25 protein-coding genes are annotated in these 22,440 nt (G+C 44.9%); 24 read left to right on the top strand and 1 reads right to left on the bottom strand.

Annotation, left to right across the window (positions count from 1 at the left end; all coding sequences use genetic code 11):
* Positions 1–6 precede the first annotated feature (6 nt).
* Positions 7–969 carry a class II fructose-bisphosphatase gene (gene glpX, locus V1502_RS19580; protein ID WP_409252267.1) on the top strand — a complete coding sequence of 321 codons (963 nt, stop codon included), beginning with the start codon at positions 7–9 and terminating at the stop codon, positions 967–969.
* A 196-nt stretch (positions 970–1,165) separates the two neighbouring features.
* Here the strand turns inward: glpX and V1502_RS19575 are convergent, their stop codons facing one another.
* On the bottom strand, positions 1,166–1,387 hold the full coding sequence (locus V1502_RS19575) for a hypothetical protein (RefSeq protein ID WP_409252266.1): 222 nt from the start codon (positions 1,385–1,387) through the stop codon (positions 1,166–1,168).
* 48 nt (positions 1,388–1,435) lie between these two features.
* Between V1502_RS19575 and rho the strand changes: the two genes are divergently transcribed.
* The 23 genes from rho (at position 1,436) to V1502_RS19460 (ending at position 22,386) form a co-directional block, all read left to right on the top strand.
* Positions 1,436–2,701, top strand: coding sequence for a transcription termination factor Rho (rho, locus tag V1502_RS19570; RefSeq protein ID WP_409252265.1), 1,266 nt, complete (start codon positions 1,436–1,438; stop codon positions 2,699–2,701).
* Positions 2,702–2,942: 241 nt separating this feature from the next.
* Positions 2,943–3,155: a 50S ribosomal protein L31 gene (gene rpmE, locus V1502_RS19565; protein WP_409252264.1), complete on the top strand. Its 213-nt coding sequence runs from the start codon at positions 2,943–2,945 to the stop codon at positions 3,153–3,155.
* Between the two features lie 344 nt (positions 3,156–3,499).
* On the top strand, positions 3,500–4,114 hold the full coding sequence (locus V1502_RS19560) for a thymidine kinase (RefSeq protein WP_409252263.1): 615 nt from the start codon (positions 3,500–3,502) through the stop codon (positions 4,112–4,114).
* Between the two features lie 675 nt (positions 4,115–4,789).
* Positions 4,790–5,224 (top strand): hypothetical protein, encoded by a 435-nt coding sequence (locus V1502_RS19555; RefSeq protein WP_409252262.1) that lies wholly within the window; start codon positions 4,790–4,792, stop codon positions 5,222–5,224.
* Between the two features lie 145 nt (positions 5,225–5,369).
* Entirely contained in the window at positions 5,370–6,440 is a 1,071-nt protein-coding gene (prfA, locus tag V1502_RS19550) for a peptide chain release factor 1 (protein WP_409252261.1), read from the top strand.
* Positions 6,440–7,303, top strand: a complete 864-nt coding sequence (prmC, locus tag V1502_RS19545; RefSeq protein ID WP_409252260.1) for a peptide chain release factor N(5)-glutamine methyltransferase — start codon at positions 6,440–6,442, stop codon at positions 7,301–7,303. The genes prfA and prmC overlap by 1 nt, the downstream gene beginning before the upstream one ends.
* Before the next feature lie 148 nt (positions 7,304–7,451).
* On the top strand, positions 7,452–8,597 hold the full coding sequence (locus V1502_RS19540) for an IS4 family transposase (RefSeq protein WP_409252259.1): 1,146 nt from the start codon (positions 7,452–7,454) through the stop codon (positions 8,595–8,597).
* 201 nt (positions 8,598–8,798) lie between these two features.
* Positions 8,799–9,617: a stage II sporulation protein R gene (spoIIR, locus tag V1502_RS19535; protein WP_409252258.1), complete on the top strand. Its 819-nt coding sequence runs from the start codon at positions 8,799–8,801 to the stop codon at positions 9,615–9,617.
* A gap of 244 nt (positions 9,618–9,861) precedes the next feature.
* Positions 9,862–10,305, top strand: coding sequence for a GNAT family N-acetyltransferase (locus V1502_RS19530; protein ID WP_409252257.1), 444 nt, complete (start codon positions 9,862–9,864; stop codon positions 10,303–10,305).
* 260 nt (positions 10,306–10,565) lie between these two features.
* Positions 10,566–11,612, top strand: coding sequence for an L-threonylcarbamoyladenylate synthase (locus V1502_RS19525; protein WP_409252256.1), 1,047 nt, complete (start codon positions 10,566–10,568; stop codon positions 11,610–11,612).
* 105 nt (positions 11,613–11,717) lie between these two features.
* Complete coding sequence (locus V1502_RS19520; protein ID WP_409252255.1) at positions 11,718–12,272, top strand: manganese efflux pump MntP family protein; 555 nt, start codon at positions 11,718–11,720, stop codon at positions 12,270–12,272.
* A gap of 196 nt (positions 12,273–12,468) precedes the next feature.
* Positions 12,469–12,912, top strand: coding sequence for a low molecular weight protein arginine phosphatase (locus V1502_RS19515; protein WP_409252254.1), 444 nt, complete (start codon positions 12,469–12,471; stop codon positions 12,910–12,912).
* 275 nt (positions 12,913–13,187) lie between these two features.
* Positions 13,188–13,634: a ribose 5-phosphate isomerase B gene (gene rpiB, locus V1502_RS19510; RefSeq protein WP_409252253.1), complete on the top strand. Its 447-nt coding sequence runs from the start codon at positions 13,188–13,190 to the stop codon at positions 13,632–13,634.
* A 39-nt stretch (positions 13,635–13,673) separates the two neighbouring features.
* Entirely contained in the window at positions 13,674–14,240 is a 567-nt protein-coding gene (locus tag V1502_RS19505; RefSeq protein ID WP_409252252.1) for a TIGR01440 family protein, read from the top strand.
* 278 nt (positions 14,241–14,518) lie between these two features.
* The gene (gene glyA / locus V1502_RS19500) at positions 14,519–15,757 is read left to right on the top strand and encodes a serine hydroxymethyltransferase (protein WP_409252251.1); all 1,239 of its coding nucleotides are present in this window, start codon (positions 14,519–14,521) and stop codon (positions 15,755–15,757) included.
* Between the two features lie 152 nt (positions 15,758–15,909).
* On the top strand, positions 15,910–16,539 hold the full coding sequence (gene upp / locus V1502_RS19495; protein ID WP_409252250.1) for a uracil phosphoribosyltransferase: 630 nt from the start codon (positions 15,910–15,912) through the stop codon (positions 16,537–16,539).
* A gap of 162 nt (positions 16,540–16,701) precedes the next feature.
* The gene (locus tag V1502_RS19490; protein ID WP_409252249.1) at positions 16,702–18,894 is read left to right on the top strand and encodes a S8 family serine peptidase; all 2,193 of its coding nucleotides are present in this window, start codon (positions 16,702–16,704) and stop codon (positions 18,892–18,894) included.
* Positions 18,895–19,545: 651 nt separating this feature from the next.
* Positions 19,546–19,767 (top strand): AtpZ/AtpI family protein, encoded by a 222-nt coding sequence (locus V1502_RS19485; RefSeq protein WP_409252248.1) that lies wholly within the window; start codon positions 19,546–19,548, stop codon positions 19,765–19,767.
* Positions 19,768–19,773: 6 nt separating this feature from the next.
* A complete protein-coding gene (locus V1502_RS19480) occupies positions 19,774–20,148 on the top strand; it encodes an ATP synthase subunit I (protein WP_409252247.1) in 375 nt (124 codons plus the stop codon).
* A gap of 22 nt (positions 20,149–20,170) precedes the next feature.
* Positions 20,171–20,881, top strand: coding sequence for a F0F1 ATP synthase subunit A (atpB, locus tag V1502_RS19475; RefSeq protein ID WP_409252246.1), 711 nt, complete (start codon positions 20,171–20,173; stop codon positions 20,879–20,881).
* Positions 20,882–20,957: 76 nt separating this feature from the next.
* Positions 20,958–21,170, top strand: a complete 213-nt coding sequence (atpE, locus tag V1502_RS19470; protein ID WP_006838507.1) for a F0F1 ATP synthase subunit C — start codon at positions 20,958–20,960, stop codon at positions 21,168–21,170.
* 167 nt (positions 21,171–21,337) lie between these two features.
* Complete coding sequence (locus V1502_RS19465; protein ID WP_006838506.1) at positions 21,338–21,850, top strand: F0F1 ATP synthase subunit B; 513 nt, start codon at positions 21,338–21,340, stop codon at positions 21,848–21,850.
* Entirely contained in the window at positions 21,847–22,386 is a 540-nt protein-coding gene (locus tag V1502_RS19460) for a F0F1 ATP synthase subunit delta (protein WP_409252245.1), read from the top strand. The genes V1502_RS19465 and V1502_RS19460 overlap by 4 nt, the downstream gene beginning before the upstream one ends.
* The last annotated feature ends 54 nt before the right edge of the window (positions 22,387–22,440 follow it).

Below are 22,440 nucleotides of genomic sequence, written 5' to 3'. Positions count from 1 at the left end.
AAACTGATGGAAAGAAGTTTATCAATGGAACTTGTACGTGTAACAGAAGGAGCAGCGCTTGCGTCAGCCCGCTGGATGGGAAGAGGAAAGAAAAACGAAGCAGATGATGCTGCGACATCAGCAATGAGAGATGTATTCGATACTGTACCGATGAAAGGGACCGTTGTCATTGGGGAAGGGGAAATGGATGAAGCCCCGATGCTCTATATCGGTGAAAAATTGGGGACAGGCTATGGTCCGCGTGTAGACGTAGCGGTCGATCCTCTTGAAGGGACCAATATTGTTGCCTCAGGAGGCTGGAATGCCCTTGCCGTGTTGGCAGTCGCTGACCATGGCAACCTGCTGAATGCGCCGGATATGTATATGGACAAGATAGCGGTTGGACCAGAAGCGGTCGGCCAGATTGATATCAATGCATCAGTGTTGGATAACCTGAAAGCAGTCGCAAAAGCAAAAAATAAAGATATTGAAGATGTGGTGGCGACGGTCCTGAATCGTGAGCGCCATGCTCATATCATTGCCCAGCTGAGAGAAGCCGGTGCGAGAATCAAGCTGATCAACGACGGCGATGTAGCCGGTGCAATGAATACAGCGTTTGATCATACGGGTGTCGACATCCTGTTCGGTTCCGGCGGGGCGCCTGAAGGCGTTTTAGCTGCAGTGGCATTAAAATGTCTTGGAGGAGAAATCCAAGGAAAGCTTCTGCCGCAAAATGAAGAGGAAGCCGTACGATGTGAAAGCATGGGTCTTGATTGCAGCAAGGTCCTCCGAATGGAAGACTTAGTACGCGGCGATGACGCAATCTTTGCTGCAACAGGCGTCACGGATGGCGAGCTTCTACGAGGTGTACAGCTGAAGGGTACCCACGGATTGACTCATTCCGTCGTCATGAGGGCCAAGTCCGGAACAGTCCGTTTTATCGACGGCCGCCACAGCTTGCAAAAGAAACCTAATTTGGTGATTAAGTAAGCAATTCAACTAGGAATGCTCTTTATAATGAGTTGATTGAAGCGGAAGGTGCGTGATCTCCTGCGGGATTAGCGGCACGTCTAGTTCCAGCGCCAAGCCCCTCGGGTCAGGCATCTGGAGTGGAAATCAACCAGCCTTGTTTATCTAGTGGGCTATACCATTCTGTAAATATAAATAATCGTCAGCTTTAGTGGAGCTATTCCATTGAAGCTGACATTCCTATATAAAGAGAGAAAATAAACGGGTATTCCTCTGCCCAAAAGACTTTTTCCTTCCCTTTCAATTCCTTTGTTGATTTCAACAGAAAAATATGATTAGATAGTAGTTGTTTTATTTTCGCAAATAGTAGAAAAAATACTTCACAAGAAATTGCTTCTTTATTTCTTCTAATTAATTTTCCAGCAATTTTTCCTATCATAACGTTCTCCATATGGTAGATTTCAAATAATCGAAGAGTGGTGTCTTTATGGAATTAACGATCAAAAGTCTAGAAAACATGAAACTGAAAGAATTGTATGAATTAGCAAGAGAATATAAAATTTCCTACTATAGCAAGCTGACTAAAAAAGAACTTATCTTTGCAATTCTGAAAGTAAGAGCTGAAAAAGAAGGCTATTTCTTTATGGAAGGTGTTCTGGAGATCATCCAATCGGAAGGGTTCGGATTCCTGCGTCCGATCAATTATTCTCCAAGTGCCGAGGATATCTATATATCCGCTTCACAAATCCGCCGTTTTGATCTGCGGAATGGGGACAAGGTTTCCGGTAAAGTGCGTCCTCCAAAGGAAAACGAGAGATATTTCGGTCTGTTGCATGTAGAAATGGTCAACGGCGAGGAGCCAGAAGCGTCTAAAGAACGTGTTCATTTCCCAGCTCTTACTCCTTTGTATCCTGACCGCCAAATCAAATTGGAAACAGCACCAAACAAAATATCCACACGTATCATGGATCTGATTTCTCCTGTCGGTTTTGGTCAGCGTGGTCTGATTGTGGCTCCTCCAAAAGCAGGTAAAACAATGCTTTTAAAAGAGATTGCCAACTCAATCACAACGAATAATCCTGAAGCGGAACTGATTATCCTGCTGATTGATGAGCGTCCTGAGGAAGTAACGGATATTGAACGTTCGGTTGAAGCCGAAGTGGTTAGCTCGACGTTTGATGAAGTGCCTGAAAATCATATCAAAGTGGCAGAACTAGTGTTAGAACGTGCAATGCGTCTTGTGGAGCATAAGCGCGATGTCATTATTCTTATGGATAGTATCACACGTTTGGCCCGTGCTTATAACCTCGTTATCCCGCCAAGCGGAAGAACCCTTTCCGGTGGTATTGATCCGGCCGCATTCCACCGTCCGAAACGTTTCTTCGGTGCTGCGCGTAACATTGAAGAGGGCGGAAGCTTGACGGTCCTTGCGACTGCACTTGTTGACACTGGTTCCCGTATGGATGATGTCATTTATGAGGAATTCAAGGGAACAGGTAACATGGAGCTTCACCTTGACCGTTCACTTGCTGAAAGAAGAATTTTCCCTGCAATCGATATCCGCCGTTCCGGAACAAGGAAAGAAGAGCTTCTTATTCCTTCTGAAAACCTTGATAAGCTGTGGGCGATCCGCAAAGCAATGTCAGACGCACCTGACTTCGCGGAGAAATTCCTGCGCAAGCTGAAAAAATCAAAAACAAACGATGAGTTTTTCGAAGTCCTTCATGAAGAGTCCAAAGGCAAACGCGGATAACACTTTTATCCTTTAAAGCGCTAAGAGGGACAGTCCCTCTTCGTGCTTTAAAGCGGTGAAGTGAATATTATCCAGCTCAAAAACCAGGTTGCATTTCGGGGTTGGACTTGTTATAATATTGTCAGTGTGTTTTTAAAGTGGATGCGGTAAGGGGCTGGTCAAACGGCTTATGCTCATATCGCATATTTTGGAATATATAACTCTGTCTCAGATGATTCAGGGCGGAAGGAGATGAAAAAGAATGAAACAAGGAATTCATCCAGCTTATAACAAAGTGATGGTTACATGTGCTTGCGGTAACGAATTCGAAACAGGTTCTGTTGAGAAGGAAGTTAAAGTAGAGGTATGCTCTGAGTGCCATCCTTTCTACACTGGTCGTCAAAAATTCGCTGATGCCGGCGGACGTGTTGATCGTTTCAACAAAAAATACGGCCTTAAAAACAAAGAACAATAATTTTAGAAAAACGGCGGCGGGTATCCGGCGACCTGCAGGCTTTTGTGCTTAGCAGCCACCCGTATACCGCCCTTTCTAATTTTACAGAAAACAGGCAAGGATTTTATGCTTGCCTGTTTTTTATTTCTCTTTTATGAGAAAATAGGTAAGACTAAGTGGAGGCAGTTTGTAAAACTGTGCCTCTTTTTTTCTGACATTGAACTTTTATCGGCATTCTGCTCGAGACCGCCCATACTGTAATTGCACTTATTTATTTTTTATTTCATTGGGTGTGTTCTGAATACATAGGATGCTTTTTCATAATGAATTTAGGATTACGATCGAGGAAGGAGAGGGCTAATTTCATGTATATCATGAAACAGACCGGTTGGTTGGAAGTAATTTGCGGAAGCATGTTCTCAGGAAAATCTGAAGAGTTGATACGACGCGTCAGAAGAGCGCAATTCGCCAAGCAGGAAATCATGGTCTTCAAACCGAAATTAGATAACCGTTACAGTGAGGAGTCGGTGGTTTCTCATAATGGGAATTCTGTCATTGCCAAGCCTGTTGAATCTTCATTGGATATTCTTAAAGAAGTAACGGCCAATGTAGATATCGTTGCTATCGATGAAGTCCAGTTTTTTGACGAAGGTATCGTGGAAGTCGCACAAAAACTGGCTGACGGTGGCCACCGTGTGGTTACTGCAGGACTTGACCAGGATTTCCGTGGAGAACCATTTGGTCCCATGCCCCGCCTGATGGCTGCCGCTGAGCAGGTGACCAAATTACAGGCAGTGTGTTCTGTTTGTGGATCGCCCGCCAGCCGTACGCAGCGACTGATTGATGGAAAGCCTGCAGGCTATGATGATCCTGTCATACTGGTTGGGGCTTCCGAAGCTTATGAGCCAAGGTGCCGTCACCATCATCAAGTTCCAAAGGGAATCAGCGTCAGTCAGGAATCGATCGTGAAGGAAGTATAATTTTTATTTGCCGGGAGCTAAGTGCTCTCGGTTTTTTTATGCCGATTAAAATGGGTTAAGTCAGATTTTTTTAGGCGATAAAAAGAATGCTCATGCTGGAAGTGAGCTTTTAAAGATAATTTAAGGAGATGATTCAGTTCTCAAAGGGGTGATTGGAGCGGAAGGTGCGTGATCTCCTGCGGGATTAGCGGGACGTCTAGTTCCAGCGCCCAGCTCCTCGGGATCAAATAACCCGAAGAGAATAAAAGGAAAGATCGCCTTTTTTTCTTTTCGGAACATTTGCCTGTCGGAGCTTAACAGCGCGCTTCCACTTTTGATGACAGGTGAGACCAAGGTTACGTACCCACTGGAACGTAACCCCACAGGCGCAGCCGAGGAGGCTAATCCAGTTCCAGCGGCCGAGGGTCCGTACCCACTGGAACGGACTTAGTGACTAGCAGATTTCGGTCTCTCTCCTTGCGATAAGTCATCATCGAATCGCTAGCGCTCTTCGTGATTCCTTTAACTCATACGAGAGCCCTAAAATCTGTACGTCACTGAACGGCGCTTTCGCTTTTTAGTTCACCGCCCGCCCCGCGGAGTCACGTACCTGGAGCGGAAATCAAAAACCTCTTTTAAAGGTGCGCCGTATAACCTCCTGACCATAGGACAACCTATGCTCAGGAGGTGTTTTTGATGAAAAAAATCTTGAGTTTATTTGCACTGACAATTTTAGTAACTGCCTGCGGAGTGCAAGATGGTGATAATCTTTATGTGCAGGATGAGGATCAGAACGGCAGAAGGTTCGTCAATAATGATTTAAATGATGTAGATACAAACCAAAATATCGATCAACCGATGGAAACCAATCAGAACCCAAACTTTATTGATTTGTCGGAAACGCAGCCGAATACAGGGACCGATGTTAATAAAGCAAGGGAAGTCATAGAAGAATACACAGATTACGAAGCGGATGAGGTCTGGATCAACGGCCAGCAGATGTGGGTGACAGCCCATACAAGGGAAGAGCTTTCACAGGATAGACGTGAAAAGGAAGAAGCGGATCTTCGTAAGCGTCTGACGAGAGCGTTACCCCGTTATAAAATCAATGTAAAGATCTCAGAACGGTAAGAGGGCTGCCCTTTTACCGTTTTTTCTCCTTATGGCCAGGGGGTTACATACAAAGTCCATCACCTGCCACTTTACCGTTTCTTGTGTTTAATGCCCTCATATAATATAATTAGACTGTTATGGATTAAAATTGAGGTGAATAGCTGTGTTCGATCGTTTACAAGCAGTTGAAGATCGCTACGAAAAGCTGAATGAGCTTTTAAGCGACCCGGAAATTGTGAATGACCCAAAGAAGCTAAGAGAATATTCAAAAGAACAATCTAACATCCAGGAAACTGTTGAAGCATATCGTGAATATAAGGAAGCAACGTCCCAGTTCAAAGATGCCAAATCAATGCTTGAAGAAAAGCTTGATGCTGACATGCGCGAAATGGTCAAAGAGGAAGTCTCTGAACTGGAAGAAAAAATTGAGCAGCTTGAGGAAAGAATGAAGATTCTTCTTATCCCGAAAGACCCTAATGATGACAAGAACGTTATCATGGAGGTCCGCGGAGCAGCGGGCGGCGACGAGGCTGCCCTGTTTGCAGGCGATCTATATCGTATGTACAGCCGTTATGCGGAAGCTCAAGGCTGGAAGACAGAAGTCATGGAAGCCAACTCAACTGGTGTCGGCGGTTATAAAGAGATTATCTTTATGATCAACGGTAACGGTGCTTATTCAAAAATGAAGTATGAGAACGGTGCCCACCGCGTGCAGCGTGTCCCGGAAACAGAATCCGGCGGACGTATTCATACGTCAACGGCAACCGTAGCGTGCCTGCCTGAAGCTGAAGAAGTCGAAATCGATATCCATGAAAAAGATATCCGTGTCGACACATTCGCTTCCAGCGGCCCGGGCGGACAAAGTGTTAACACGACGATGTCGGCTGTGCGTTTGACTCACTTACCGACAGGTGTCGTGGTTTCCTGTCAGGACGAAAAATCACAAATCAAGAATAAAGAAAAAGCTATGAAAGTACTTCGTGCCCGCGTTTACGATAAGTTCCAGCAAGAGGCACAGGCAGAATACGATGCCAACCGTAAGTCTGCAGTAGGTACGGGAGACCGTTCCGAGCGTATCCGTACGTACAACTTCCCGCAAAACCGTGTAACGGATCACCGCATCGGCTTGACGATTCAAAAACTTGACCAGATTTTAGAAGGTAAAATGGATGATGTCATTGATGCACTTATCCTTGAAGATCAGTCTAAACTGCTCGAGAGAATGGAAGAATAATGAGTAAGTGCAATACAGTGTTTGAAGCCCTAAAATGGGCTTCTTCTTTTTTGATAGAAAATAAGCGGGATGAAAATGCGGGAGAATTATTGTTGAAACACTTGCTGGAGATGGATAGGTCCCAGCTGCTGGCAAATCAGAGGATGATTCTGGATGATAAGGTAAAGCTGGAATTCGCCCGTGGAATCACCGATCACATCCAGGGAATCCCGATCCAGCATATTATCGGGTTTGAAGAGTTTTACGGACGGAAGTACACAGTGAATGAGCATGTGCTGATTCCGCGGCCGGAAACAGAGGAATTGGTTTATTATACATTGGAAAAGGTCTCTAAGCATTTTGGTGCTGCAGAAGGACTGCAGCTGGCTGACATCGGAACTGGAAGCGGTGCGATTGCGGTTACGCTGAAGTTGGAGAAGCCGGAGTTTACGGTAACCGCAGTTGATATTTCGGGAGAAGCTCTTGGAGTGGCCCAGAAAAATGCCGAGGAGCTTGGGGCCCAAGTGCGATTTTTAGAAGGTGATTTGCTGCAGCCGATCATTTCTGATGGGGTGAAGTTTGATGTGCTTGTATCCAATCCGCCATATATCCCTTTGAGTGATCTGTCTTCTTTATCGGAAGTCGTCAAAGATCATGAACCGCACTCTGCGCTTTTCGGAGGGGAAAGCGGCCTTGAGTTCTATCAGCGATTTATGGAGGAACTGCCGCAAGTCATGAAAGATAGATTTTTGGTTGGATTTGAGATCGGAGCCGGACAGGGAGAAGCGGTCGCCGGCATGCTCCGCGGCGCCTTCCCGGATGCGCAAACTGAAATCATCCACGATATCAACGGAAAAGACCGGATGGTATTCTGCGTGAAATGACTTTAACACATTAAAGCGCTAAGAGGGACAGTCCACGGGTGTTGATTAACCATAATATGTAAAACAACCTAGATAATTAGACAAAAAAACCCACTCTCCTTTAAAATGATTGTTACCTCTAACAAAACCAAAAAGGAGAGTGGGTTCATTGACTAACTTTAACAAATTATCAGAGGTTCTTCAAACTATCATTACAGATGAAGAAGTGGCAAATCTTTGCGAGAAGTGGGGCTATGAAGATACAGCTAGGAAGTTATCTGCCCACGATTTGATACACTTTTTTATTATTTCCTCTGCGAAAAAATGGGAAGGTTTTCGAGATGCCGAGACGAAATTGCCAAAGGAAAAAAGTTTACCTTCCGTAGATCACTCTACCCTTGCCAAAAAAGCTCAGAGTGTCCCTTATCAAATCCTTCAAGAACTATTCTCCCGTATTGTAGACCGCTTAGGACGTAGAGTTCGTCGAGCCCTTTTCAAACCCTTTAAGCTATTTGCCGTTGATTCCACCACCATTACTTTCCAACACCCAGATATGAGCTGGGCGGGGTATACACGTACCCGCCATGCGATTCGGCTGCATACAAAATTTGATGTAGAGGATAGTCAACCTACTCAAGTAGTCCAGACAACTGGACGACACCACGATGTCATGGTAGCACCCAAACTCTATGAAAATTTAGAACCTCTCTCCATCATCACAGCTGATAGAGGCTATGCACGCACAAAAGATTTTCAAAAGTTACATGAACACGAACAGTTCTTTGTGATTAGAGTCGCAAACTTCTTCTCCCTCTCGGAAGAGACGGAACACAGTGTTCCACTTGATGAATATGGTCGTATTAAAAAAGATGTGACAGCCCTTATCGGAAAAGAATCCCGAAAGACAGACACTCGCTTTAGACTAGTTACATTCACGGACAACGAAGGAAATGAAATAAGAGTGGCAACGAACCTTATGATGATGTCGCCAGAAGACATTGCTTACATCTACAAGCTTAGGTGGCAAATCGAGTTGTTTTTCCGCTGGATAAAAGGAAATTTAGACCTTTCCAACCTATTCGGAAATTCCCCAAACGCTGTGTATAGCCAAGTTTTTGGCACTCTTATCAGTTATTTTATATTACGTAGTATTTATAATGAGACAAAAAAAGAGTGGGCTATCTTATATAATTACACCTTCATTGAGTTTACCCGTCGTTATATGGCACACACCCTGCCTGTGGAGGTAAGGTGTGCCATTAAATCGCTTTTTAAACGAAGGGGAAGTCTGTGTCAATCAATTGGAAAAATATAGCTAATCAACACCCGTGAGGGACAGTCCCTCTTAGTGTGGTGACGCTGTACCGCGTTAATTTGTGATAGGGGACTGTCCCTTGTTACTTTAACGCAGCAGAGCAAAAGTTATCATTCTAGTATTTTGAATTTTATATGATTTTGCTAGTTTAAGAATTCTCATTTCTGTCCACACTGTTTTACTGAAGGGACGGTGGAAGAAATGAAATTAAAATTAGCATGGATGTACATTATTACGTTAAGCATTGGAACTATTTTAAGTTTATATATACCGAAACAGGAATCCATCTCCGCACAGCAGGAGATCCAGGTCATTCCCAATGAAGCGATCCGATTGAGAATTCTGGCAGACAGTGATAGAGAAGAGGATCAGGCAGTCAAGCAGTTGATCCGTGACAGGGTGAATGAAGAGATTACCGCTTGGGTGGAAAACCTGACGTCGCTTGAGGAAGCCCGTTCAACGATTAAAGCCGGATTGCCTGAGCTGCAAGAGATTGCAGAAGCAGCCATGGTAGAAGAAGGCTTGACGCAATCAGTGAAAGTTGAATTTGGCAAAGTCGATTTTCCGACAAAGCTTTACGGACAGTTCCTGTATCCTGCAGGCAAATACGAAGCCATTTTAATCACTTTAGGCAGCGGAAAAGGAGCGAACTGGTGGTGTGTCCTGTATCCGCCTCTATGCTTCCTCGATTTTTCAAGTGGTACGGCTGTCAGGAGCCCTGGGTTTGAGTCTACAGCAGAAGCGAGTGAGGTTGACGAGGGGAGCGTGCAACCTGCAGTTGCAGAAGAGGAAGCTGTTCCAGAAAAACAAGAGAATCAAGTTGATAATCAAGAGACGGGTCAATCCGCGGCAGTCGGCGATACAGGTGAAACGGTTATGACAGAAGAAAAAACACAAAGTGGACACGTTGTGGATAATAAGGAAACGGAAGCTGCTGAGCCCCTTTTTGTAAAAGAAGAAGAAAGTAAAGTAGAGGTCAGATTTTTTGTAGTAGATTTCCTGAAAGGCCTTATGGATTAAGATGTTGGAAAAAAAGGGCATCAACCGCTGAAACAATGGCGGCGGGTGCCCTTTATCTAATAAATTGATATAAGCGTGACAGGCACGCCCAAACTTAAGTATCCGGTGGAACTCATTGCCGAGCCTCTGTTCTTTATGAAGCGGAATACAACAGTACAATTACATTAAATACTATTTCTAGTTCTATTCACTCTCTCAATACATATCTATTAAATATAAAGAGAAATTGAGAGAGGTGCAGTGCATGCTGAAAACAATCAGGAAAGCTGTGGAAAAAGATAGTCAATGCATTAAGGCGTTTTTGGAACGTGCAGGGTTAAGTTCAATTGGCGTTGAGGAGACTGTTGATAACTTTTTAATGGTGGAAAATGAAAAAGGGGAGATCGAAGGGACGCTTGGTCTCGAAATTCAGGAACAATCGGGCCTACTGAGATCACTCGTTGTGAAACCAACAATGAATAGTGAAGATTTATTTGCGCTCTTTCAGGAAATCCTACAATTAGGAAAGGAAAAACAGTTATCTACTATTTATCTCCTTTCCAACAAACAAGCATCCATTCAATTTTTCCACATACTCGGTTTCAAACAAGTAGATACGACTGTTTATCCAGAGGAATTGAACAACTTTACCCATGCAAAAGCCTTATCCACAGTGGATAACCCCACAATCATGCGGTTTGAATTCTGACCTTTTAACCAATTAACGCTGTAAAGCAGTGAGAGGGACTGTCCCTTTCACTGCTTTACTGTGTTAAAGAGTTTGGTTAAGCTGTACACAGAGTTATGCACATATTTATTGAAGTTATGCACATTTTGTGGATAAGGTTTGAATAACTTTGTCAATTCTTATATACTTGCAAAAGTAGAAATGTTAGTGGATAGTTAAATTTCCGCGGGAAACGAGCTTTCTCGACATAAATCTTGTTTAAAATATAAAGGTGGATCACAATGAAGATGAATTACTGGACTGTGGAGAACAATGTGGATACAAGTAAAAGTTGTCCACAGATTGTGGAAGCATCTCAATTTTTAAAAGATAACGAGGTCATTGCTTTTCCTACAGAGACTGTTTATGGTCTGGGAGCCAATGCAATGTCGGATGAAGCAGTGGATAAGATTTTCGCCGCCAAAGGCAGGCCTAGCGATAATCCACTGATTGTCCACATATCCAACAAAGAGCAATTAAATGAACTGGTGGAAGATATACCTGCTGCTGCCCAGACTTTTATGGATCAATTTTGGCCGGGCCCTTTAACGATTATTTTTAGCAAAAAAGAGGGAGTGCTTTCGGAAAGAGTGACGGCGGGATTGGATTCAGTCGGTATCCGGATGCCGGATCATCCAGTGGCGCTTGCATTGATAGAAGCTGCGAACCTTCCGATTGCGGCTCCTAGTGCGAATGTATCGGGACGACCGAGCCCTACCACAGCTCAGCACGTGATACAGGATTTGGAGGGGAGAATCAGCGGAGTCATTGACGGAGGGGAAACCGGTGTCGGCGTTGAATCGACGGTGGTCGATTGTACCTCTGAAATCCCTGTTATCTTAAGGCCGGGTGGTGTCACGAAGGAACAGTTGGAAGAGGCTGCAGGCCGGGTGCTGGTCGACCCTTCTTTAGCTGAAGGAGAAGGTGCCCCGAAATCACCGGGAATGAAATATACCCACTATGCCCCGGATGCCCCGTTGATCTTATTGGAAGGCAGCCGAGAATGGATGCAGTCAGTGATTGATGAAAAACGAAAGGCCGGCATGAAAGTCGGGGTGCTGACAACGGAAGAAAGCGCAGACTTTTACAACGCAGATAAGATCCTTGTCACCGGCAGCCGATCGGACCTCAGCACAGTCGCCCATTCTCTGTACGATGTGTTGCGTGCTTTTAATGAGAGTGACGTGGATATTATTTTTTCAGAGACCTTTCCGCAGGAAGGTGTCGGGATGGCCATCATGAACAGGCTGCAGAAAGCGGCAGGATATAACTTGATAAAAGAAGAGTAGGGGGGAGCGGCAGTCGAACTGCTGCTCTTTTTCAGTTTTAAAGAAATAATTTCCCTTGGACGTGCATAGAGTGTGATGTAGGCACGTCCAAAGGAGGAAATAGAAATGACGACCGTTATAGCTGAGTTATTCACGTTGGTGTTGATGGCATTTGCCCTTGGGATGGATGCCTTTTCGATAGGTATTGGCATGGGAATGGTGAGACTTCGCTTGCGACAGATCTTTTACATAGGGTTGACGGTGGGGGCTTTTCATGTCTGGATGCCGCTGCTTGGCATGATGACGGGGAAGTTCCTTTCAGAAAAATTCGGTTCATTCGCAGCCTATGCAGGGGGAATTCTGCTGATTGTGCTTGGAATTCAAATGGTGTTGGCCAGCTTCAAAGAGGATGAGAGCTCAGTTATGACGCCAGTCGGGTTCGGACTTTTGCTGTTTGCGCTAAGTGTAAGTTTAGACAGCTTTTCAGTCGGCTTGACCTTGGGGATCTTTGGGGCAAGGACAGCCGCCGCCGTCATTTGTTTTGGAGCGGCTGCAACCCTATTGACCTGGGGCGGACTTTTGGTCGGTCGCCGTGTGCAGGGATGGCTTGGATCCTACAGTGAAGCGCTCGGAGGCTGCATCCTCTTCGCCTTTGGAATCAAACTCCTGCTGCCATTTTAATCGGCTGACTTTAGCGCACTAACGCACGATAGGGGACAGTCCCTCTTCGTGCGTTAATGCGTTAATACGCTAAGAGGGACTGTCCCTTTCAGTGCTTTAAAGCGCTGAAAGGGTTTTTGTTTTGGGGAATTTTTAAAGAGCTGCGGCTATAGAGAAGTCGGTTTATGGATTATAATAAGGGTAAGGAGATGGTTTTATGAATATCTTATTTGTTTGTACGGGAAATACCTGCCGCAGCCCCATGGCAGAAGCGATTCTGAGACATAAAGGACAAGACCGGTTCACAGTGAAATCGGCAGGAGTGTTTGCGGCTGATGGACATGAGGCTTCTTTCCAGACTCAAGAAGTGTTAAAAGAGAATGAGATACTCCATGAGCACAAATCCAGTTCACTGAACTCTGAAGACATTCAGTGGGCAGATTATATTTTTACCATGACAGAAGGCCACAAACAATCGATTGCCGCCATGCACCCTCAGGCAGCGGATAAAACTTTTACCTTAAAAGAATTTATCAATGAAGATGAAATGGATCGAGATATTATAGATCCTTTTGGCGGCAGCCTTGAGATTTATCGAAGAACGTATAAAGAGCTGGACAGTTTGATTGACAGGTTAGTAGTAAAGCTGGAAAACTCATGATTAGTTTGAAGTCAAACCTGGTGTGAAAAGGAAAAGAATAGAGGGAGCGAATTTAGCAGTAAGATTGGTTTTGGGGGTACGCACCAACCTTGTTGGAATACCAATATTACTGTAAAGCAGGAAAAAATATAACAGCGCAGTCTTGGCAGAGAGAGTGTGTGGTCCCATCAAACAAAAGGTGCCAGAATATTGCTCCCAAAATCAATAATTCTTTATAATTTTGCAGTGGTATGTAAAAATTAAACTATAACTCATTATGGCAGGAGGAATACGGCATGAAAGTCGCAATTGCATCAGATCATGGCGGTATCAATATTCGTGAAGAAATAAAAGGGTTACTTACCGAATTGGAAATTGAGTTCGATGATTTTGGGTGTGAATGTGATGCATCCGTCGATTACCCTGATTATGCCCAGCCTGTAGCTGAAAAAGTAGCGAACGGGGAGTATGACCGGGGAATACTGGTCTGCGGAACAGGAATCGGCATGAGTATTTCTGCGAATAAAGTGAAAGGGATCCGCTGCGCGCTGGTACACGATGTGTTTAGTGCGAAAGCAACCCGTGAACATAATAACAGCAACGTTCTTGCAATGGGCGAGAGAGTAATTGGCCCAGGGCTTGCCAGGGAAATTGCAAAGGTATGGCTGGAAACCGAATATGAAGGCGGCCGTCACGACCGTCGAATCGGAAAAATTACAGAGTATGAGGAGAAAAATAGATAGTAGACGCGGCTTGTAAGTATAGAGAAGGAGGCAGCAATGATGGATGTCGAAGTTCTCAACAACCAAATGAATTCTATCTTAACTGAATTTAAAGAGCAGTCTCCGTTGACTAGCGGAAACCTCCTGGTCATCGGCTGTTCAACGTCAGAAGTCATCGGACAAAGAATCGGTACAGCCGGCACCTCAGAAGCGGCTGAAGTGATTTTTGAAAAAGTAAAGGTGTTTGCAGATGAACAGGGTTCCGGCATTGCTTTTCAATGCTGTGAACATCTTAACCGTGCCTTGGTAATGGAACGGAAATGGGCATTAAAAAGAGGCTATGTGGAAGTATCGGTCATACCGGTCAGAACAGCCGGCGGCGCGATGGCGACCTATGCTTATGAAAAGTTTGACGATCCTGTAGTCGTCGAGTTTGTGAAAGCTGAAGCGGGAATCGATATCGGGCAGACCTTGATTGGAATGCACCTGAAACATGTGGCGGTCCCTGTGCGGGTATCTCAAAAGATGCTGGGGGAAGCGCATGTCACCCTCGCTAAAAGCAGGCCGAAATTAATCGGCGGTGCCCGTGCCGTCTATGAACCTAAACCGGAAAATAAATCGTGTTAAAAGGGCAAGATGGCGGAGAACGTGTCCGCCATTTTTTATTTGAAACAAGTGCTTTAGCACATTAACGCGCGAAGAGGGACAGTCCCTTTCAGCGCTTTAAAGCACTAAGAGGGACTGTCCCTCTTCGTACTTTAAAGCAGTAAAGCGCACAATCCCTGAGCCATTTTATTCGTTTATTCTCCAGGACAAACATGTTAGAATATAGAAGGAATTTGAAATTTTGTGAGATTGATAGAAACGGAATGTAATCGTTTTCCGTAAATTGAAGGGGGATCCGTATGAGCAAGATTGCAGCACAAGATCAAGAGTTATACCAAGCTATTCAAGATGAATTGCATCGCCAGCAGACGAAAATCGAACTGATTGCTTCAGAAAACTTCGTAAGTGAAGCTGTTATGGAAGCACAAGGCTCGGTGTTGACCAATAAATATGCAGAAGGCTACCCAGGCCGTCGCTATTATGGCGGATGTGAGCATGTCGATGTTGCTGAAAACCTTGCGCGTGACCGTGCGAAGGAGATTTTTGGTGCAGAGCATGCCAATGTGCAGCCTCACTCCGGTGCGCAGGCAAACATGGCGGTTTACTTCACTGTTTTAGAACAGGGAGATACAGTCCTTGGAATGAACTTGTCGCACGGCGGCCACTTGACTCACGGAAGCCACGTGAACTTCAGCGGAATTCAATATAACTTCGTCGAATACGGAGTAGATAAAGACAAGCAGGTCATAGACTATGATGACGTTCGCCAAAAAGCCCTAGAACATAAGCCGAAAATGATTGTTGCTGGCGCTTCAGCGTACCCAAGACAAATCGATTTTGCCAAGTTCCGCGAAATCGCGGATGAAGTAGGAGCTTACTTAATGGTCGATATGGCTCACATCGCCGGGCTTGTTGCAGCTGGACTTCACCCGAATCCCGTTCCGCACGCAGATTTCGTTACGACTACTACGCACAAAACACTTCGCGGCCCGCGCGGCGGTATGATTCTTTGCAAAGAAGAATTTGCGAAGAAAATTGATAAGTCTATCTTCCCTGGAATTCAGGGTGGACCATTGATGCATGTCATCGCTGCTAAAGCTGTTGCGTTCGGCGAAGCTCTGCATGACGATTTTAAAACATACGCGCAAAATGTCATCGACAATGCAAAACGACTGGGTGAATCTCTTGTTAAAGAAGGGATGCAGCTGGTATCAGGCGGAACAGATAACCACTTACTGCTGATCGACCTTCGTTCCATGAACCTTACAGGAAAAGTAGCTGAGAAGGTACTGGATGACATCGGTATCACGACAAACAAAAATACAATTCCGTTCGATCCTGAAAGTCCCTTTGTAACGAGTGGTATCCGCATTGGTGCTGCAGCGGTAACTTCCCGAGGGTTCGGTCTTGAAGAGATGGACGAGATTGCTTCAATCATCGCCTTTACCCTTAAGAACCAGGACGATGAGGAGAAAATGAAAGAAGCAAGCAAGCGAGTGGAAGAGTTGACTGCTAAATTCCCTCTTTATAAAAAATAAATAATTAACATGAAAACCGCCTTATAACCGGCGGTTTTTTTACGAGAAAATAACATCTCTGTGTAAACATTGCCACTCACTGTTCTTTTAGGTAAAATAGGACGGAGTATGAAAAGCACCGTCATTTTTTACATGAAGAAGGAGAGATTTCAGTGGGAAAAGTATATGTATTCGATCATCCATTAATTCAGCATAAGCTGACTTTCATTAGACAAAAAGAAACGGGGACGAAAGAGTTCCGTGAGCTTGTAGATGAGGTAGCTTCCCTGATGGCTTTTGAAATCACCCGCGATATGCCTTTGGAGGAAATAGAAATTGAAACACCAGTAAGCAAAGCCGTGACAAAAACACTTGCAGGTAAAAAACTTGGCATCGTGCCGATCCTTCGTGCAGGCCTGGGAATGGTAGATGGTATCCTGAAGCTGATCCCTGCAGCAAAAGTGGGACATGTCGGCTTATATCGTGACCCGGAAACACTTCAGCCTGTAGAATACTATGTGAAACTTCCGAGCGATGTTGAAGAACGTGACTTTATTGTCGTTGATCCGATGCTTGCAACCGGTGGGTCAGCTGTAGAAGCAATCCACTCTATCAAAAAGCGTGGAGCCAAGAACATTAAATTCATGTGCCTGGTGGCTTGTCCTGAAGGTGTGGACGCGATTAAGAGCGCGCATCCGGATGTGGATATCTTCATCGCCGCCTTGGACGAGAAACTGAACGAAAAAGGCTATATCGTCCCTGGACTGGGCGATGCCGGCGACCGTTTGTTTGGAACGAAATAATTAACAGCAGTATAAAGCCCGTCTCTAATAAAGAGGCGGGCTTCTTTAACGCTTCACCGCGCTAAGAGGGACAGTCCCTCTTAGCGCGGTGAAGCAGTAAAGCAAATGAATACCTTCCTCCCCCGCGAGAAAAGCTAACGAGAAAAGGAGGAAGCACCCACTATGCAAAAGATCATCGCACTGATCCTTATTTTACTCATTCCACAACAGGCTGATGCCCACAGCTTCAAGATGCCGCCGCTTAAAGACGAACCCGCTCAAGAAGAAGTTCTCATCATTGAAACGTCAACCCCTGTTGACCCGGCCGGAATACAAGAAGAGTTGAAGCAGCACCCAGCTATAAAACTGAGGTATACCTTTTCAGAGGTGTTTAACGGATACTCAATCAAGGGTCCCAAAACTGAACTGAAAAAATACGTAGCTTCCCACCCAAACGCAAATTTAATCATCACCTCTAAAGCCCAAACCTATGTTGTCAAAAGAGACAGTACCATTCCCTTTGTGGGAGCAGAAAAAACAAGAGGGTATTTCGATAGCAAAGGAACCCGGTTGACCGGGGAGGGAGTGAGGGTCGGCATAATCGATACCGGCATGGACCTCCATCACCGCGACCTTTCCAGGAACTTTAAAGGAGGCAGAGATGTAGTCGATGGAGATCAAGAACCGATGGAAACCATCTCTGGGAGAGGTTATTCCACAATCCACGGAACTCATGTAGCGGGAATCATTGCGGCAAATGGCTCCCTTCAAGGCATGGCACCGAACGCAGAATTATATATTTACCGAGCACTTGGTCCAGGAGGGCGAGGGACGACTGATCAGGTGTTGGCTGCCATTGAAGCTGCCGTAAAAGACAAAGTGGATATCATTAATCTTTCCTTGGGCAGCGACGTCAATGGTCCCGACCTTCCGTTGAGCAAAGCGCTGGACAGTGTATTTGAAAAAGGGATCCTGCCCGTTGTGGCAAGTGGGAATTCCGGACCGGGGGACTGGACCGTAGGCACGCCTGCCACCTCTGAAAAATCCTTGGCGGTAGGGGCGTCAACCCCTCCAACGAATGTCCCTTTCATCAACATTGGCAGAGAAAGAATCCGCCTTCTTTCTATAGATAGAACAGAAACATGGAGGAAGAAAAGAAATATAGAAATTTATGATGGAGGGATCGGCACTTCAGAAGAATTAAAGGGAAGTTTCGGTAAAATAGCAATCATCCAAAGAGGGAAATTGACCTTTGAAGAAAAAATCAAAAATGCTGAAAAAGCCGGTGCCAAAGGGGTCATCCTTTACAACAATACAAAAGGCCTGTTTTCTGCATTGATACAGAACGAGATAGGAATCCCGGCCGCCGTGGTGTCAGGAGAGCAGGGAAAACAACTTTTAAAAACTAAAAAGCCGGTCTCTATTACCACTACTACTGAACAGGACAGGCTCGCACCCTTCAGTTCAAAAGGGCCGGTCACTGTCAGCTGGTTGATCAAACCAGACCTGACCGCTCCGGGAGTGGATATTGAGAGTACGATTCCTGAAGGATATATGTCCCTGCAAGGCACCAGCATGGCAGCTCCGCATGTAAGCGGTGCGGCTGCCATCTTGAAGCAGGCCCACCCGGATTGGGGAGCGAAGGAGCTTAAATCGGCCCTCATGCTCACGGCGAAAAATTTAACGGATGATAATGGAACCTCCTACAAGGTATTTGAACAGGGGTCCGGCAGAATCCAAGTCGATAAGGCCCTTGAGCTCGATTCTTTAGTCTTCCCTTCTTCCCTCTCAATGGGAGGGCTTGAAATGAAAAAGAAAAAGTTTTTAGAGAAAGAACTTATTATTAGAAATCAGGGCGATAAAAACAAAACCTATACAATAAAAGCAACTGAAACAAATAATGCGTTGAGATGGGAACTGCCGCTAAGTTTTCGCTTAAAGCCGGGAGAAGAAAAAACGGTGACAGTCAGGGCGATTGTAAAAACATTTCCGGAGAAGCATGAACTTTGGGAAGGAAGACTTCAGCTTGAAGAGGGGCCCAATGAATATTCACTTCCGTACCTTATTGCAGTGGGCACACCGGATTACCCGAGGATCATGGGATTTACTGCCGTTCCGGGGGATGCCCCCGATACCATGAGATATGAAGCCTACCTCCCGGGTGGTGCAGAAGAGTTTGCTCTCGCCTTGTATGATCAGCAAACACTTCAAATGGCCGCTATACTTGATCAAAGATGCCCGGCCGGACACGGGATGATTAAAGGGCAAGTTGAACTTCCTTCTTATTTAAAGGGAAGAACTTTTTATGCTGTCGCCTTTGCGAGAAAGAGTGGCGACGAGGATTATCAGGAGAACTTAATTGAATGGTACAGGTAGGGGGCGATCACTCCCTGCCGTATGTTAAAAGAGTGCTTTTCCATGTATGTACCCACCGAACGTAATCCAAGGAAACGTACCCGGTACGCCCGATAAGATCGATACACTATTTCGAAAAAAGGTCATAAGGATGCCTTCCGCTGAAGCCGCACGGTCCATCATTTCCCCAAAGAAAACCTAATGAACACGTGCAATCCAGTAGGGGGAGTATAAGAATAACCAGAGGCGAGTGCCTTGCTCCCTCGGCATTTCCTGCAAAACAGGGAACGATCAACTTAACACCTATTGACGAGCAGTCCCAATACAAAATCCCCCCTCCTCGCCATCAATAGCTAGAGAAATCAATACAAAGTGGAATTTTTTTCATTCAAACTTCTTCTTAAAACTTTCCCCCTATTCTTATATAATGAAAAGGGGTCAAAATTCTGCAGTTTTTACAAATTTGATGATTTTGTGAACAAACCCGAAACACGTGGCAAGGTTGTGGACTTTTTCACTGTAATTCATTGACATCAATTCTGCCCTATTGTATGCTTACAAAGGATATGGAATGATAGGGTTTTCACAATCATTGTCATATTCGAAGGATCTTGTATCTTTTTTGAAAGTGTAGAAGATTAACTGTAAATCCCCGGAAATGAAGGGATGCCTATGCGTCATCGTGATAGACGCCCGTTACAAGCAATGGCTATATATACGGCCATTCTCTCGCAATTAGTCGGTTCCATGCTGATCGGCATCTTCGGAGGAAGATGGCTCGACAGGTTCCTGGATACCGCACCACTTTTTTTAGTAATCGGACTACTCCTTGGACTAGCAACAGGAATATATGCAATGCTCCGTACAGTCCGCACTTACTTTTCAGGAGACTAATGTTTTATGCCGGAAATTCAACAGATGTTCATCAGACATCGCAAGTACATATTTTTCCTGCTCTCTATTTATGTCCTTGGCTGGGGATTCACAGACTACCAGTCAATTTTCCTTGGGCTCATACTTGGGACGGGCATCAGCTTGTTCAACCACTGGGTGATGGTTAAAAGGACCGTCAAGTTTGGGGATAAGGTCGTGGCAGGAGAAAAAGTTCGTTCTTTGGGAACGTTTTCACGCATGGCCGGTGCGGCTTTTGCGGTGATTATCGCGATGGAATACCCGGACACATTTCATCTTCTGAGCGTTGTTATTGGATTAATGACATCCTATCTTGTCATTATGATAGATTATTTGATTCAGCAGCTTCAACTTCATAAATAGCGGGGAAGAGAGGTGAATTTCATTGCATCATGAAAATCCTACCGCTGAGTTTCTGGGCTTAACCTTTAACTTGGCAAATGTATTAATGATTACAGTAGCAAGTGCGCTGGTATTACTGCTTGCCGTTGTGTCAACCCGGCGAATGGCCATGAAACCAACCGGTATGCAAAACTTTATGGAATGGGTCATGGATTTCGTCAAAAACATTGTAAAAAGCAACATGGACTGGAAAACCGGAGGAAGGTTCCATATCCTCGGACTAACATTGATTATGTACATCTTTATATCTAACATGTTAGGTCTTCCATTCTCGGTGGTCATTGACCACGAACTTTGGTGGAAATCACCGACAGCTGATCCTACCATCGCATTAACGCTGGCGGTCATGGTTGTTGGTCTATCACACTACTACGGTGTGAGAATGAAAGGTTTCGGTGAATACGGAAAAGATTTCTTCAAACCTATGTGGTTCTTGTTCCCGCTGAAAGTAATCGAGGAATTTGCAAACACTCTCACATTAGGTCTTCGTCTTTACGGAAACATCTACGCTGGTGAAATCTTGCTTACATTATTAGCAGGTTTGGCCGTTACAGGCGTAGGCGGAACCCTTGCAGCAGTAATTCCAATGCTGGCATGGCAAGGATTCTCGATATTTGTTGGTGCAATCCAATCATTTATCTTCGTAATGTTATCAATGGTCTACATTTCTCACAAAGTGAGCGCAGACCATTAATATATACCTGTTCATTTTTGAACAAAAACCTATTTAAGAAAAAATATTTTTCATACATTTAAGGAGGAACTTAATAATGGGTCTATTAGCAGCAGCAATCGCAATCGGTTTGGCAGCACTTGGTGCCGGTATCGGTAACGGTCTTATCGTATCTCGTACAGTTGAAGGTATCGCTCGTCAGCCAGAAGCACGTGGTATGCTTCAAACTACAATGTTCATCGGGGTAGCACTAGTTGAGGCGATTCCTATCATCGCCGTTGTTATCGCGTTCATGGTACAAGGTCAATAATCGGAAGTTACACTCGTTCCAAAATGGCGAAGATCATTCCTTGAGAACCTTCGCCATTCCTTTATGTTCATGACTTCAATCACAGATTTATGTGAAAATACAGCAATACTTATAAGTTTAAGCGGATCTAAAAGAGAAGCTATGTCTCTTGAAGGGAGTGATATCGCGTGCTAACAAACGCATTTGTCCTTGGAGCATCATTCAACGGCGGGGATATCCTGTTCCAGTTGGTTATGTTCATCGTCTTGCTAGCGTTACTGAAGAAATTCGCATGGGGTCCACTCATGGGAATCATGAAGGAACGTGAAGACCATATTGCAAGTGAAATCAATGCGGCAGAAGAAAGCCGTACAGAAGCAAACAATTTGCTTGAAGAACAACGCCAGCTTTTGAAAGAGGCTCGTCAAGAAGCTCAAACAATGATCGAGAACTCTAAGAAGCAAGGTGAGCAACAACGTGAGGAAATCATCGCGACAGCCCGCGCTGAAGGTGAGCGCCTGAAAGAAGCGGCGAAACGTGAGATCGAAACGCAGAAAGAACAAGCTGTCACTGCATTGCGTGAGCAGGTTTCATCACTGTCTGTCCTTATCGCATCCAAAGTGATCGAAAAGGAACTAAGTGCTGAAGATCAGCAAAAATTGATCAATGATTATATTCAAGAGGCAGGAGAAGAGCGATGAGTAATATTGCAGTAGCAAAACGCTATGCGATAGCTCTTTTTGAAATTGCCAAAGAACATAACCAGTTAGAATCAATTGAAGTGGAGCTTCGCGTAGTCAGAACAGTATTCGAAGAAAACAAAGAACTGGGTATCCTTCTGGAAACTCCGCGTATTTCTGTGGAGAAGAAAAAGGAAATCCTTAAAGAAGCGTTCTCATCTGCTTCACCGATTGTAATGAATACTCTGATGCTTCTTGTCGATCGTCACCGTGCGAATGCGATAACATCAGTTGTAGATGCTTTTATCGAACTTGCAAATGACGAGCGCGGAATTGCTGAAGCGAAAGTTTATTCTGTCCGCCCATTGGATGAGGCAGAAAAAGCAGCGCTGTCTGCATCTTTTGCGAAAAAAGTCGGAAAAAGTTCATTGCGCATCGAAAACATAACAGACACGAACCTTCTTGGCGGCTTGAAGCTGAGAATCGGCAACCGCATCTTTGACGGAAGTCTTAGAGGGAAATTAGAGCGCTTAGAGCGTGAATTAACTCGTAAATAAGCCAGGCGGTATTAACCGAGCCTGCATAAACGATATAGGGGATTCTCTACTATA

The sequence above is a fragment of the Rossellomorea sedimentorum genome (assembly GCF_046237645.1).
Taxonomy (GTDB): domain Bacteria; phylum Bacillota; class Bacilli; order Bacillales; family Bacillaceae_B; genus Rossellomorea; species Rossellomorea sedimentorum.
This window is presented reverse-complemented; position numbering and strand designations above follow the sequence as displayed.

Excerpts from the sequence above, each read along its gene's own strand:
- glpX (WP_409252267.1), top strand. The coding sequence starts at position 7 with ATGGAAAGAAGTTTATCAATGGAACTTGTACGTGTAACAGAAGGAGCA.
- V1502_RS19575 (WP_409252266.1), bottom strand. The coding sequence starts at position 1,387 with ATGATAGGAAAAATTGCTGGAAAATTAATTAGAAGAAATAAAGAAGCA.
- rho (WP_409252265.1), top strand. The coding sequence starts at position 1,436 with ATGGAATTAACGATCAAAAGTCTAGAAAACATGAAACTGAAAGAATTG.
- rpmE (WP_409252264.1), top strand. The coding sequence starts at position 2,943 with ATGAAACAAGGAATTCATCCAGCTTATAACAAAGTGATGGTTACATGT.
- V1502_RS19560 (WP_409252263.1), top strand. The coding sequence starts at position 3,500 with ATGTATATCATGAAACAGACCGGTTGGTTGGAAGTAATTTGCGGAAGC.
- V1502_RS19555 (WP_409252262.1), top strand. The coding sequence starts at position 4,790 with ATGAAAAAAATCTTGAGTTTATTTGCACTGACAATTTTAGTAACTGCC.
- prmC (WP_409252260.1), top strand. The coding sequence starts at position 6,440 with ATGAGTAAGTGCAATACAGTGTTTGAAGCCCTAAAATGGGCTTCTTCT.
- spoIIR (WP_409252258.1), top strand. The coding sequence starts at position 8,799 with ATGAAATTAAAATTAGCATGGATGTACATTATTACGTTAAGCATTGGA.
- V1502_RS19530 (WP_409252257.1), top strand. The coding sequence starts at position 9,862 with ATGCTGAAAACAATCAGGAAAGCTGTGGAAAAAGATAGTCAATGCATT.
- V1502_RS19525 (WP_409252256.1), top strand. The coding sequence starts at position 10,566 with ATGAAGATGAATTACTGGACTGTGGAGAACAATGTGGATACAAGTAAA.
- V1502_RS19520 (WP_409252255.1), top strand. The coding sequence starts at position 11,718 with ATGACGACCGTTATAGCTGAGTTATTCACGTTGGTGTTGATGGCATTT.
- V1502_RS19515 (WP_409252254.1), top strand. The coding sequence starts at position 12,469 with ATGAATATCTTATTTGTTTGTACGGGAAATACCTGCCGCAGCCCCATG.
- rpiB (WP_409252253.1), top strand. The coding sequence starts at position 13,188 with ATGAAAGTCGCAATTGCATCAGATCATGGCGGTATCAATATTCGTGAA.
- V1502_RS19505 (WP_409252252.1), top strand. The coding sequence starts at position 13,674 with ATGGATGTCGAAGTTCTCAACAACCAAATGAATTCTATCTTAACTGAA.
- glyA (WP_409252251.1), top strand. The coding sequence starts at position 14,519 with ATGAGCAAGATTGCAGCACAAGATCAAGAGTTATACCAAGCTATTCAA.
- V1502_RS19490 (WP_409252249.1), top strand. The coding sequence starts at position 16,702 with ATGCAAAAGATCATCGCACTGATCCTTATTTTACTCATTCCACAACAG.
- V1502_RS19485 (WP_409252248.1), top strand. The coding sequence starts at position 19,546 with ATGCGTCATCGTGATAGACGCCCGTTACAAGCAATGGCTATATATACG.
- V1502_RS19480 (WP_409252247.1), top strand. The coding sequence starts at position 19,774 with ATGCCGGAAATTCAACAGATGTTCATCAGACATCGCAAGTACATATTT.
- atpE (WP_006838507.1), top strand. The coding sequence starts at position 20,958 with ATGGGTCTATTAGCAGCAGCAATCGCAATCGGTTTGGCAGCACTTGGT.
- V1502_RS19460 (WP_409252245.1), top strand. The coding sequence starts at position 21,847 with ATGAGTAATATTGCAGTAGCAAAACGCTATGCGATAGCTCTTTTTGAA.